This is a genomic window from Blastocatellia bacterium, from assembly GCA_035275065.1.
Lineage (GTDB): Bacteria > Acidobacteriota > Blastocatellia > UBA7656 > UBA7656 > DATENM01.
The window spans coordinates 51,477-66,015 of sequence record DATENM010000129.1 but is presented as its reverse complement, the minus strand read 5'-3'; the positions used below and the strand labels follow the sequence as shown (position 1 = coordinate 66,015).

Sequence of the window (14,539 nt, the reverse complement as noted above, 5' to 3'; positions counted from 1 at the left end):
TGGTCGGCAGTGGACCGGCGTAGGCCTCCGCCCGGTTATCGGCGGCGATCCATGTCTTCCCTTGTCGTTTCCCGGCCCCTCTGAGCCATTCCAGGGATGAATTAAAAAAACTTTAAAACGGTTTTCAATAATTCTTGAAAGAGAATTCAAGAGCTAATAAATACTTACTCAGCCCACTTGTGTAGTATTCCACTGCGCACGAAGCTACTGAAATCCGCAGGTTCCCGACGGATTAAAGATATATGGCTACGCGCCAAGCCCAGACGGTGTAATTGGAGGATGGCTATGAGTAATCTGGACAACGACGAGCGCTCCTGGTTCCTGATTCATACCAAACCGAAGCAAGAAGATCGGGCAATTAGCAATCTTCGCGCCTGGAATATCGAAACGCTTTCACCTCAGTTCCGTGATGTTTCCTACAACGCATTCAACGGTCTTCCCCGGTACACGGTTAAGCCGCTGTTCTCACGCTACGTCTTCGCTTGTTTCAATCTCGAACGGTTATTCCACAAAATCCGCTACACCAGAGGCGTGCAGGGGTTGGTGGGATTTGGCGATGGCCCGACCGAGGTCGATGAGGAGATCATTGCTCTGGTTCGCTCCCGTATCGGCAAAGATGGCTTCGTTAAGCTCGGCGACGGCATAAAGCCCGGCGATATGGTGGTAATTCAAGAGGGCGTCTTCCAGAACCTGACCGGAGTTTTTGAGAAGGAAATGAAGGATTCTGATCGCGTCGAGGTGTTGCTGAACACTGTTCTTTACCGAGCCCGCGTCCGCATCGAACGCGGCATGTTACGCAAAGTTAGCGATACGGTTTGCTACGCCTGAAAACTCGAACCGTGAGAACCGAAATCGCGAAACCTAAGCCGGCGCTAGGTTTGAGGAGCTAGCGCCGGACGGTACAGCAGGCTTCAGGATTCATATACCTGCATGCCTTAATTTGTCCCGCTTGGCTCATTATCTTAAGCCGCTGGGCGTCTCAAGGGCTGGCGTCACAGGTGGTAACCTGCTCGGAGTTGTCGAAGCCTTATTCCTGGTGATGACATATGCTTACTGAAGTTGCACAGCAAAATGCACTGGGAGGTTCCGCCGGCCATGTGCCCAGCCATGAACCGCTAGCCATCATCGGCATCGGCTGCCGTTTCCCGGGAGCCAACGGGCCGCAAGCGTTCTGGTCGCTGCTGAGGGACGGAGTTGACGCCATCACTGAAATTCCCCCGGGGCGCTTCGCGGTCGACTCGGTGTATGACCCTGCGCCGGGCAAGCCCGGCAAGATCGTCAACCGGGCGGGCGGCTTCCTGAGCGATATGGACAGGTTCGATGCCGGGTTTTTCGGCATCTCCCCGCGGGAAGCCTTGCGCATGGACCCACAGCAGAGGTTATTGCTGGAAGTGACCTGGGAGGCGCTTGAGGATGCGGGCATAATTCCTGACCGCCTGGCGGGCAGCGATACGGGTGTTTTCATTGGCGCGACGACGGTGGACTACGAGGACATCCAATACCACCTGCGGGACCGCACTGAAATTGATTTTCATGTGGCGACCGGGACGGCGCGCAGCGTCTTATCCGGTCGGGTCTCCTATACCTTCGACCTTCTAGGGCCAAGCCTGACCGTTGACACAGCCTGCTCCTCCTCTCTGGTGGCGGCGCACCTGGCCTGTGAGAGCCTGTGGAACGGCGAGAGTGACTTGGCCATCGCCGGCGGCGTCAATCTGGTTTTGCTGCCGGAGCTATCCATGCCCTTCTCGCGGGCCAAGATGCTGGCCGCCGACAGTCGGTGCCGGTTCGCAGATGCCAATGCCGGCGGCTTTACGCGCAGCGATGGCATTGGCGTGGTCTTGCTGAAGCGTCTGTCAAAGGCCCAGGCCGACCGAGATCATATCTATGCCGTGATTCTCGGCGGCGCCGTCAATAACGATGGGCGCGGCAGCGGGTCCCTGGCGACCCCCAGCCGCGAAGGCCAGCAAGCCGTGCTTCATAAGGCTTATCGCAATGCGGGCGTCTCGCCCAGCGCCGTCCGATACGTAGAGGCGCATGGCACCGGCACGGCTATCGGCGACCCCATAGAGGTGCAAAGCCTGGGCGCTGTGCTAGGCGATGGCCGGCGCGCAACCGACCACTGTCTCCTCGGTTCGGTCAAAAGCAACATCGGCCACACCGAAGGGGCCGCCGGCATCGCCGGCCTCATCAAAGCGGCGCTCTGTCTCGAACACCGTGCGGTCGCGCCCACCTTACACTTCCATACGCCGAATCCTAGCATCCCCTGGCGCGACTTGCCTCTGCGGCTTTGCCGTGAATTGACGCCCTTGCCGGCACAGGATGCCATCGTCGGCGTCAGCGCCTTCGGCATCTCGGCCACGAATGCGCATGTCGTCTTAAGGGAAGCGCCGCCCGCCGCCTCCTGCCGCGAGGGCCATACGGACGGCGACGGCCATGCCCGATTGCTAACACTGTCGTCGCACACTCCAGCCGGGCTGGCCGACATGGCGGATACCTATAGAGCTTACCTGGCGAACGCCGAGGCGACGCTTGAGGACCTCTGCTACAGCGCCAACGTGCGAAAAACGCATCATAGCCATAGACTCGCCATCGTCGCCCATTCGCGCGCCGAGCTGAGCGGACACCTGCGCACCTTTCTCGACCAGCGGGCGCACCCGGCCCTTGCCGTCGGCGACACGCGCACGGCCAGCGGAGTCAGCCGTCCGGTCTTCGTCTTCCCCGGGCAGGGTTCTCAATGGCTCGGCATGGGGCGTCAACTCCTGCGACAGGAACCCGTGTTCGCCGACGCGCTGGCGCGCTGTGAAGCGGCCATACGGCAGCAGGTCGGCTGGTCATTGATCGCCGAGCTGTCGGCAGAGCCAGCCGATTCGCGCCTGGGCGAGATTGACGTTGTGCAGCCGTGCCTGTTTGCCATACAGGTCGGGCTGGCGCAGTTGTGGCGACACTGGGGGATCGAACCGCACGCGGTCGTGGGCCAGAGTATGGGCGAGATAGCCGCCGCCCATGTCGCCGGAGCTTTGCGTCTGGAAGACGCCACACGGATCATTTGCCGCCGCAGCCGGTTGTTGAAACGCATGAGCGGGCGCGGCGCGATGGCCGTCGTCGGCCTCTCATTCGAGGAGACGCAAGCGGCGCTCGCCGGGTTCGAGGATCGCTTGTCAATCGCCGTCAGCAGCAGCCCGACTTCGACCGTGATCGCCGGCGAACCCGCCGCCTTACAGCAGAGACTGGACACACTAAAGCGTGCCGGGGTCTTCTGCCAGCCTGTGAAAGTCGATGTGGCCTCGCACAGCCCGCAGATGGACCTGTTACGCGCAGACCTGCTTGAGGCTTTAGCCGGAATCGAGCCGCGACCGGCTACGATTCCGCTCTACTCAACCGTGACCGGCGGCCCGGCTCACGGTTTGATGTTGGACGCCGACTACTGGGCGGCAAACCTGCGCCAGCCTGTGCTGCTTTCAAAGGCCGCCCAGGCTCTGCTGGCGGACGGCTATGACACCTTCATCGAGATCAGCCCGCACCCGCTCCTGTCAGGCCCGCTTCAACAAGCCGCACAGCACAGTCAGCGCCAAGCCCTGATGTTGGCTTCGTTGCGGCGCGACGAAAACGAGCGCGCCGTGATGCTCGCGTCACTTGGCGCGCTCTACGCCGCGGGCCGCGAGGTAAGTTGGGAACACCTGCATGCCGACGGCGGGCGCTTCGTTCAACCCCCGCTCTACGCGTGGCAAGCCGAGCGTTACTGGCTGAGCCCTGATGACAGTCAAGCGCGGCGGTCGAGTGCCGTGATGGCGGCTGATTGCCTGCTGCCAGATCGCGGCCTGTGCTCGGCGGCGGATCGCGGGACGCGGTTCTGGGAATTTGATTTAAGCAGCGCGGGACTTCCTTATCTGAAAGATCACTGTGTTCAGGGCGCGGTCGTGTTGCCGGCGGCGGCCTATCTTGAGATGGCCCTGACCGCCGCGCAGGCGCTGTTCGCGGGCCGTCAGGCCGTCTTGGAGCAGGTCGATTTCAAGAAAGCCTTGATTCTCTCCGACCTTCCCCTGCGCGTGCAATTCGTCACGTCGCAACAGGGTCCGGAGAGGGCGACCTTTGAAGTCTACAGCCTTGCCAATGCCGAAGACCCCGATTCATGGGTCTTACACGCGGCGGGGGCTATGAGCGTTGCGCAAACGGAAGCTGCGCCGCCGCCTACGGCCATCGAGTCAATTCGGGCGCGTTGCGACTGCGTCCTCTCGCAGGATGTTCATTACCGCATGCTGGCGCAGCGCGGCCTGCAATATGGGCCGTGCTTCCGGGGCGTCAAGCAACTCTGGCGCGGCAGGCGAATCGCCTTAGCCGACATCGCCCTGCCGGGACCAGCGGGCGCGAAAGCCGACAACTATCAGGTTCACCCGGCGCTCCTCGATTCCTGCTTTCAGGCTCTGGCCGCCACCCTGCCGCTCGATAAAACAGACGTCTTCCTGCCGGTCGGCCTTGAGAAGTTGCAAGTCTATCAGCGCCCTTGTGGCAACGTGTGGGCCTATGCGGTGTTAGAAGACGGCGCGGCTGAAGGGGCCGAGGTCTTGAAAGGTGATCTCGTCGTTCTGGACGAACAGGGTCAGCCAGTATTGCGGGCGACGGGTCTGGGCATGAAGCGTCTGGATAAGAGACCGCAAGAGACGGACGAGCAACAGGCCATCGAACGGCTGCTCTACGACCTTCAATGGCAGCCCGGCGAACCCCTGAGGCCGGCGCGGCCGGCGACGCCCGGCGTGTGGGTCATCTTCACGGATGATGGCGTCGCGTCGGCGCGGCTCCTGCGAGCCTTGGAAGACGACGGCGACCGGTGCGTGAAAGTAATCGCCGGCTCGGCCTATGCTGAACATGGGCCAGATCATTACGAGATTGATGCTGCCAGCCTTGCCGACTACACCCGTTTGCTGGCCGCGGTCTTCGGCTCGTCCGACCGGCCCGTGCGAGGCATAGTCCACCTGTGGAGCCTCGACCCGACGGTGGCGGGTGAACTCTCAAGCGAGTCACTCGGCACGGCAGGCCGACTGGGTTGGGGGAGCGCCTTCCTGCTCGTCAAGGCGCTGGCCGAGGCCGGACCGCCCCAGGGCTTGCGCCTCTGCCTGGTCACGCGCCAAGCGCAGTCTGTGACCGGCAACGAGAGCCTATCACTTGCGCAATCGCCGCTCTGGGGGCTTGGGAAGGTCGTCACCCAGGAACACCCGGAGGTCTGTTGTTCACTGCTTGACCTGGGTGCTGCTTCCGAGCAGGAGATGGAGTCGCTCGCCTTAGAACTGCGCGCCACAAGCGTTGAAGCCCAGGTCGCCTTGCGCGGCGGCTCTCGCTATGTCGGCAGGCTGGCCCGGCATTCCCTGGCTCGGTTGAATGAGCCGCTTCAAGTGGAGGCGGCGACCGGACAAGCCTTCGGCCTGAAGATAAACCGGCCCGGCGACCTCGACGCGCTCGGCTGGCACGAAACCGCCCGCCGCGATCCCGGCCCCGGAGAGGTCGAGATAGAAGTTCAAGCCGTCGGCCTCAATTTCAGAGACGTGATGCTGGCCCTGGGGGCCCTGCCTTCGGATCAGCCGGAGGACTTTGGCTGGGAGTGCGCAGGCCGTGTCGCCCGCGTCGGAGCGGGTGTCGACGGATTCAAAACTGGCGACGAGGTGCTGGCGATTGCGCATCCCTGCTTTACTTCCTACGCGACCATCCCGGCCTGCCTGGCGCTGGCGAAGCCGGCCCACTTGAGCTTTGAAGAGGCGGCGACGGTGCCGCTGGCGCTGCTGACCGCGTATTACTCGCTGATTCACCTGGGAAGGTTGCGAAAGGGAGAGCGCGTGCTGATTCATTCGGCCTCCGGCGGCGTCGGCCTCGCCGCCGTGCGCCTGGCGCAACAGCGCGGGGCGGAAATCTTTGCCACCGCCGGCAGTGAATCCCGGCGCGCTTTTCTCAGGTCGCTCGGCGTCGAGCAGGTCTTCGATTCGCGATCACTCCGTTTCGCCGACGAGATACGCCGCGCCACTCACGGTGAGGGGGTTGACCTTGTGCTCAACTCGTTGACCGGCGAAGCCATCTCCGCGAGCCTGTCGCTCCTCAGGTCGGGCGGGCGATTCTTGGAACTCGGACGTCAGGACATTTATAAAAACGCGAAGCTGGGCCTCGCGCCCTTCCGTAAGAACCTGTCCTTTTCGGCCATCGATCTTGCCTGCTTAATCCGCGAGTCTCCCGCCTATGCAGGCTCCTTGCTACGCGAAGCTATGAATAGCGGCGCGGTCAATAGCGGGAGCCTCCCGCCTCTCGAAACGTTCCCGGTAGGGGCGGTGGCAGATGGGTTCCGCATGATGGCCAACGCCCGGCACACGGGCAAGATCGCGTTCCGCCTGGGCGGCGAAAGGGTGCAGGTGGCGTCCGCGCCTGACGAAGCCTTCCAACTCCATGCGGATGGAACTTACTTAATCACCGGCGGGCTCGGCGGGCTCGGGCTATCGGTTGCCGGCTGGATGGTCGGCAGGGGGGCCAGGCACCTGGTCCTGGTCGGCCGCACGTCCGGCTCTCGTTCGGCTCAAGAAGCGGTAGCCGCGCTTCGCAAGACCGCGGAGGTTGTGGTGGCTCAGGCCGACGTCAGCGACCGGGAGCAACTCAGGGCCGTCCTGAGCGACCTCAATCAGCGAATGCCTGCCTTACGCGGCGTCGTCCATGCCGCCGGCTCGCTCGACGACGGCATCCTGCTGCAACTCGACGCCGCGAGGTTCAATAGGGTGATGGCCCCGAAGGTGGCCGGGGCCTGGAATCTGCACACGCTAACGATGGACGCCCGGCTTGATTTCTTCATCCTGTTTTCGTCCGTGGCCAGCCTGCTAGGCTCAGCCGGGCAAGGGAACTATGCCGCCGCAAACGCCTTCCTGGATTGCCTGGCACATTATCGCAGATCAAAAGGACTCGCCGCGTTAAGCGTCAACTGGGGGCCGTGGTCCGAAGTCGGATTGGCGGCTGAAGGCGACCGCCTTGAACGGCTGGCCGCGCGCGGCATCGGCGGCCTGACACCCCGACAGGGGGTGAAGGTTTTCGAGCGACTGCTGGCCTGCTGCTCAGCGGGGCAGGTTGCGGTCATGGATTTTGATAGCGAGCAGTGGCGGCGTAGCGGCCCGCAATCACACGGGCTGGCGGCCCTGGCCGGCCTCGCCAGCGACCCGCGCGGCGCGTGCAACGGGCTTGAGCTTTCTCGCGAGCGATTGCTGGCTGCCGAAGCGCCGGAGCGCCAGGAGCTACTTGAATCTTACCTTAACGCCCTGCTCGCGCGAGTGCTGGGGTTTGACCAGGCACGGCCAACGAGATTGGACGTGAACCAGCCGATCAATCACTTCGGCCTGGACTCTCTGATGGCGCTGGAGGTGAAGACGCGAATCGAGGCCAACCTGGGAATCCGATTGCCAATAGTGGAATTCATTAAAGGTGCCAGTATCGCACAACTGGTTACACGAGGGCTTGAGCAATTGCCCGCCCCCGCCGCGCCGGCCAGGCCCCGTATGGCCAGCGCCGCCGCCGGGGCGACGCAGCCGTGGGAGGAACTAAGCATATGATGGCGTCTGAAGTACTGACTGACCTGATCCGGCAGAACGCCGAGGTGTGGAGCGACGGCGAACATCTGCGCGTCCGCGCCCCCAAGGGGGTGCTCACGCCCGAGCTACAGGCCAAGCTGGCGGCGCACAAGGCCGCGGTTATGGAGTTGCTCGAAAAAGCTCAGCGGGCCGACGCTGACAGCGCGCTCCCCATTGCCATCCCCGACCCGCGGCGTCGCTACGAGCCCTTCCCGCTGACAGACATTCAGCAGGCTTACTGGATTGGTCGCGGCGGCACCGTCGAGTTGGGCAACGTCAGTTGCCATGCGTATTACGAAGTGCAGGCCGAGCAGCTTGACCTGCCGCGGCTCGAACTGGCTTTGCAGCGTTTAATCGAGCGCCACGACATGCTGCGCGCCATCGTACTTGCGGACGGCAGGCAGCAGGTTCTAGAGCAGGTGCCGCGTTACGAGATCAAAGTCCTCGACTTGCGGCGGCACACGGCCGAGCAGGCTGCCGCCGTGCTCGAGGCGGTTCGTCACCGCATGTCGCATCAGGTGTTGCCGTCCGACCGCTGGCCGCTGTTCGAGATTTGTGCCTCGCGGCTCAACGATGGCGGCGTCCGCCTGCACTTCAGCTTCGACATACTGATCGCCGACGTTTGGAGCTTGCAGATTCTGTTTTCGGAATGGGCGATACTCTACGCCGACCTCGATGCGCCGCTGCCGCCACTCGACCTGCAATTCAGGGATTACGTCGTGGCGGAAGCCGAGTTGAAGGATTCGGAGTCTTACCGTCAATCGCAGCAGTATTGGGCGAAGCGTCTGTCCAGCCTGCCGCCTGCGCCCGACCTGCCGCTTGCCAACAACCCAGGTTCGCAGGCCCGCCCCCGATTCGTGCGGCGCACGGGGCAGTTGCAGGCCGGGGCGTGGGCGCAAATCAAGGCCCATGCCGCCGAGCTCGGCCTGACCCCTTCCGGCGCGCTCCTGACGGCCTTTGCCGACGTGCTGGCGACCTGGAGCAGAAAACCCGAGTTCACGCTCAACGTGACGCTGCTCAACCGCTTGCCGCTGCACCCGCAGGTGCAAGAGATCATCGGCGATTTCACGTCGCTGGTGCCGCTGTCCGTCGACACGGCGTCGGGAATTTCGTTCGCGGCGCGGGCTGGCCGCGTGCAGGCGCAACTGCTCGAAGACCTCGACCACCGGTTCGTCAGCGGCGTTGAAATTCTGCGCGAACTGGCGCGGGCGCATGGGCGCACGCCGGGCGCGGCCCTGCCCATCGTCTTCACCAGCCTGTTGTCGCCCCACCAGGCCGGCAAGCGGACGGAGAAGACGTTATGGATGGGTGACGTTGTGTACGGCATCACCCAGACGCCGCAGGTCTGGCTCGATCATCAAGTGCTCGAAGAGGGCGGCAACCTGGTCTTCAACTGGGATGCGGTCGAAAGCCTGTTCCCAGAGCGCCTGCTCGATGACATGTTCGAGACCTATTGCTCGTTATTGCGGCGGCTGAGTGATGACCCGCGCGCCTGGCGGCAACCGTCCGGCAGTCTCCTGCCGCCCGCTCAGCGCCGCCAGCGCGACGCCATCAATCAGACTGAAGTGGCCGCCGCGCCGGCCCTGTTGCAGGGCTTATTCCAGGAGCAGGCCAAAAGGCGACCGCAGCAGACCGCCGTCGTCGCGGCGAGCGGCTCGCTCACTTATGAAGAACTGCAAGCGAGAGTCAACGGCCTGAGCCGCAAGCTCAGGCTGATGGGCGCTCGCCCCAACACGCTGGTCGCGGTGGTTATGGAAAAGGGGGTGGAACAGGTCGCCGCCGTTCTGGCGATCCTACAAGCCGGGGCGGCCTACCTGCCGCTTGACCCGGGCTTACCGCAGGAACGCCTCTGGCACCTGCTCAGCCACGGCGAAGTCTCTATTGTGCTAACCCAGTCGTGGGTTGACGAAGCCCTCGAATGGCCCCGCGAGCTACAGCGATTGGCGGTCGATTTTGAGCCGCCCGGCGAGGCCGGCGCGCCGCCCGAACCGGCGCAGCAGCCCGATGATCTCGCTTACGTCATCTACACGTCCGGCTCGACGGGATTGCCCAAGGGCGTGATGATCGATCATAAGGGGGCCGTAAACACCTTGCTCGACATCAACAGGCGTTTCGGGATAGGGCCAGATGATCGGGTCCTGGCGGTTTCAAACCTGAGCTTCGATCTTTCCGTCTATGATATTTTCGGGACGTTGGCGGCGGGCGGCACTATCGTCATGCCGGCTGCCTCTGCGAGCCGTGACGCGGCGCGTTGGCTCGACCTGATTGACCGCGAGGAGGTGACGGTTTGGAATTCTGCGCCGGCCGTGATGGAGATGCTGGTGGCCTGCGCGGCTGGCCGCGGCGGCCGGCCCGCCGGGTCATTGCGCCTCGTGCTCTTGAGCGGCGACTGGATTTCCGTCACCCTGCCTGACAGGATCAAGGCGCTTGCCCCTGCTGCTCAAGTGATTAGCCTTGGGGGCGCGACCGAAGCGTCCGTGTGGTCCATCTTCCACCCGGCCGACGGCCAGCCGACCGACCTGCCAAGCATTCCCTATGGGCGGCCACTAGCTAATCAGCGTTTCCACGTTTTGAACCAGGCGCTGGAGCCGCGCCCGGTCTGGGTTGCCGGCGACTTGTATATAGGCGGCGTCGGCCTGGCCCTGGGCTATTGGCGGGATGACCGGCTCACCGAGGCGAGTTTTATCACCCACCCGCGCACCGGCGAGCGGCTCTACCGGACGGGCGACCTTGGCCGTTATCTTCCTGACGGAACTATCGAATTTCTTGGCCGCGTAGACGCTCAGGTGAAGATTCAGGGCTATCGCATCGAACTCGGAGAGATCGAAGCGGCGCTGGGCAATTACCCCGGCGTGCGCTCGAAGGCGGTGGTCGCCGAGGGGGCGCGCGAAAACAAGCGGCTGGTCGCTTACCTGGCTGCCGACCCCGGCTCGGCCCCGACCGTTGATGAGTTGCGCCGCTTTCTCAGGAAGAAATTGCCCGCCTATATGATACCTTCGGCCTTCGTCATCAGCGACAGCCTGCCGCTCACGGCCAATGGCAAGGTTGATCGCAAGGCGCTGGCCGGCCAGGCCAGGACAGCGAGCCTGCCCGCCGACCCGCCGGCGCAAAGAGGCATGTCGGTCGAGGAGCGAATTGCCGAATGCATTGCCGACGTTCTCAAGCTAGATCACGTAGGCGCGGACACCAACCTGCTCGAACTGGGCGCGAACTCCATTGACATAACCAGGATCGCGACCCGGCTCGAAAAAGAGTTCAACTGCCGACCGGGCATTGAGGAGTTCTACAGCTACCCATCACCCAGGAGCCTGGCGAGGGCTTTTCAGGATGGAATGTGGTACGAGCCAAGGGCGCTGGACCTTGACATCCGAACCTGTCGCAAACGGGCATCGAATGTCGCGGTCAACAGCGAGGGGGGAAACAATGATCGCATTCGCACTCTCATCAACCCATCCGGGCCGGGAAGGTAAAGGGACGGCAGCCAGGCGGCGGCGGTCTCATCCATCTTCTGAAAGAGCCGTCGCGCCGGCGCGGCGCGGGCCTGAGCTCCCAAGCAGGGAAGAGCTGGACCCTTCCCTGGCTTGCTTAGAGACGGAAGCTTCCCAGCGCCGTCAAACCACGGCGGGGCTGTGCGTGCTCGCGCCCGCGCAAGAGCGCCTGTGGTTCATGGACCAGCTGGCGTCGGATACGGCGCTCTACAACGAGGCCATCGCGCTTCGCCTGGTCGGGACGTTAAACGTTCCGGCGCTACAACACTCCCTCAATGAGCTGGTACGCCGCCATGAGGTGCTCAGAACCTCCTTTGAAGTCGTCGAGGGGCAGCCTTACCAGCGCGTATCGGACGAGGGGCATCTCCCCCTTCCCGTAGTTGATCTGTGCCGGGTGGCCCGGTCAGGCCGTGATGCAGTGGCGCGCGAACAGGCGCGGCGGCTGGCCTGCCGGCGCTTCGACCTTAGCCGGCCGCGCCTGATCAGGGCCGTCCTGGTCAAGCTCGAACCGGCAGAGCATCTGCTGGTGCTTAGCCTGCACCACATCATCTGTGACGGGTGGTCGAAAGGGTTACTCATCCATGAGCTGCGCCGCTTGTACGAGACTTATGGCCGTGGCGGCGAGTCGCCTCTGACCGAGCCGGACCTGCACTATGCCGATTTCGCAGCGTGGCAAAAGGAGCGGATTAACCGGGGCGACCTGGACTCCGAAATGGACTATTGGAGGCAGCAGCTAGGCGGCTCGCTGCCGTCTATGGATATGCCCGGCGACCGCCCCAGGCCGCCTGTGCCGAGCTATTGCGGCGCGGCCTGGAGGTTCGAGCTGAGTCCGGCGGTCGGTCATGGCGTCAAAGCGTTGAGCCAGTCCAGCGGCGTCACCGTATACATGGCGCTGCTGGCCGCGTGGCAGGTGTTGCTCGGACGTTACTGTGCCCAGGATAAAGTGGCCGTCGGCAGCGTCGCCGCCAACCGGGGGCGCGCCGAGTTGGAAAGCATCGTCGGCCTGATGGTTAACACGCTGATCATCAAGGGCGACCTGACGGGAAATCCGACTTTCAGGCAAATGCTGGCGAGGGTAAAAGAGGCGGCGGTCGGCGCCTACAAGCATCAGGAGCTGCCTTATGAAAAGCTGGTGGCCGAGCTGGCCGTCGGCCGCGACGTCAGCCGCAGGCCGCTGGTCGAAGTGATGTTTGTCATGGAGCAAGGGTTGACGGCGCAGGCAGGGTTAAGCGGCCTGACCGTCAGCGAAGAAAAGATCGACATGGGGACCGCCAAGTACGACCTGATGATGGTCATACAAGAGAGCGGCGGGCGATTCACCGGCCACATCCATTACAGCACAGACCTGTTCGACGAGCCGAAAATCAGGCGCATGGCCGAGGCTTATCAACGGCTGCTGGCGGCGGCGCTCGCCGACCCTGATCGCCGGTTGAGTGAACTGCCCGTGCTGACTGAGGCTGAGCAGCGCAGGCTGCTGACCGAGTGGAACGACACCGACCTGGCTTACCCGGCTGACCAGAACCTGTCGCAGATGTTTGAAGGGCAGGCGGCGAGAACGCCCGAAGCCATTGCGGTCGTCTATGGCGACGAGCAACTCACCTACCGCGATTTGAACCGCCGGGCTAACCTTCTGGCCGGCGACCTGCGGCGGCTCGGGGTCAAGCCGGGGGCGCTGGTCGGCCTGTGCGTTGAACGCTCGCCGAAGATGTGCATCGGCGTGCTTGCCACACTGAAAGCCGGCGGCGCTTATCTGCCCCTGGACCCGAGCTATCCGACCGAGCGCTTGCATTTTATGCTGACAGAGGCGGGCGCGCCCGTCTTACTGACCGAGGCCCATCTGCTTGAGCGTTTGCCCGATAGCGGCGCGACCGTCGTCTGCCTGGAGGCGGAACAAGAGGCCGCCAACGGCCAGTGCGACGCCGGTCCCATCAATCCGGCCACGGCTGATGACCTGGCTTACGTGATCTACACATCGGGCTCGACCGGAAGGCCGAAGGGAGTGAGCTTATCGCAGGGCGTCCTGGCTAACCTGATCCGATGGCACACGGGCGAGTTATCGCCAAAGGCGAGGACCTTACAGTTCGCGTCGCCGAGCTTCGACGTCAGCTTTTACGAGATGTTTGCCACCTGGGTGTCGGGCGGGACCTTGTTTATCGCCCCTGAGGCGTTCCGCCAGGACATCCCGCGACTGGCCGGCTTTCTGGCCAGCCACGAAATTGAGAAAATGGTCCTGCCGGTGGTCGTGCTGCAACAGCTTGCCGAAGAACACCGCTATCGGAAACAATTGTTCAGATGCCTGAGGGAAGTCATCACGACCGGCGAGCAGTTGCAAATCACCCAGCCCGTCGTCGCCTTCTTTGAAGACTTTAGTTCGTGCACGCTACATAACCACTATGGCCCGTCCGAAAGCCATGTGGTGACGGCGCTGTCGCTGCAAGGCGCGCCCGACTCGTGGGCGGCACGCCCTTGCATCGGCAGGCCCATAGCCAATGCCCGTATGTATCTGCTGGACCAACTGCTCGGCCCTGTACCCACGGGCGCGCTCGGAGAGCTTTATATCGGTGGCATCGCCCTGGCGCGGGGATACCTGAATCGCCCGGACTTCACGGCGGAGCGTTTCGTGCCGGACCCCTACAGCCCGCGGCCTGGCGGGCGCTTGTACAAGACAGGCGACTTGGCGCGTTACCTGGAAGATGGGAATATCGAATTTATCGGTCGCGCCGACCACCAGGTGAAGATTCGCGGGTTTCGAGTAGAGATGGGCGAGATAGAGGCCATACTGGCTTGCCACCCGGCGGTGCGCGAGGCGGTGGTGGTTACCAGAGAAGGCAGCCCCGGCCAGCGACGCCTGCTGGCCTACGTCGCCGCCGACCCGCAGCACCGGCTCACCGCCGAGAGCTTGCGCGCCCACTTAGAAGAAAGGCTGCCTGACTATATGCTCCCTTCGGCATACTTAGTCATGGACAGGTTGCCGCTGACGGCGAATGGCAAGGTTGACCGGGCGGCGCTCGCCTTGAGTGGTGGGCCGGCTGTCGAGACGACAGAGGAATTTGTTCCGGCGCGTACACCAGCCGAGGAACTGGTGGCAAGGATATGGGAAGATGTCCTGTGTATTGACAAGGTGGGTATCAACAGCGACTTCTTTACTCTCGGCGGCCATTCGTTGCTGGCTAGCCAGGTCGTCTTGCAACTGCGCGAGATTTTCCGGGTTGAGGTTCCGGTTCGCGCCCTGTTCGACGCGCCGACGGTTAGCGGCGTCGTCAAAGTCTTGTCGGATCTCTGGGGAGGAAGTGAGATTGTCGAGGAGATCGCCTGGACCTTCTTACAGGTCGAGCAACTGTCTGACCGGGACACGAACGCGATTCTGGAGCAGCGGGATTCGGGTTGTTTAACGCAGCCTCTGAATTCGCCGAGCTAAGCCGGCGATTGATTCGCTAATCGAAGTAATAACGGACCACTCTCCCT

At 63.1% G+C, this 14,539-nt stretch carries 4 protein-coding genes; all 4 read left to right on the top strand.

Going from position 1 to position 14,539, the window contains the following annotated elements:
* Window positions 1-285: 285 nt before the first annotated feature.
* The 4 genes from VJ464_24290 (at window position 286) to VJ464_24275 (ending at window position 14,492) form a co-directional block, all read left to right on the top strand.
* Window positions 286-828: a transcription termination/antitermination NusG family protein gene (locus VJ464_24290; protein HKQ08267.1), complete on the top strand. Its 543-nt coding sequence runs from the start codon at window positions 286-288 to the stop codon at window positions 826-828.
* A gap of 269 nt (window positions 829-1,097) precedes the next feature.
* Complete coding sequence (locus tag VJ464_24285) at window positions 1,098-7,568, top strand: type I polyketide synthase (GenBank protein ID HKQ08266.1); 6,471 nt, start codon at window positions 1,098-1,100, stop codon at window positions 7,566-7,568.
* On the top strand, window positions 7,565-11,056 hold the full coding sequence (locus VJ464_24280; GenBank protein HKQ08265.1) for an amino acid adenylation domain-containing protein: 3,492 nt from the start codon (window positions 7,565-7,567) through the stop codon (window positions 11,054-11,056). Before VJ464_24285 ends, VJ464_24280 begins: the two co-directional genes overlap by 4 nt.
* A complete protein-coding gene (locus VJ464_24275; protein HKQ08264.1) occupies window positions 10,980-14,492 on the top strand; it encodes an amino acid adenylation domain-containing protein in 3,513 nt (1,170 codons plus the stop codon). The genes VJ464_24280 and VJ464_24275 overlap by 77 nt, the downstream gene beginning before the upstream one ends.
* Window positions 14,493-14,539 lie beyond the last annotated feature (47 nt).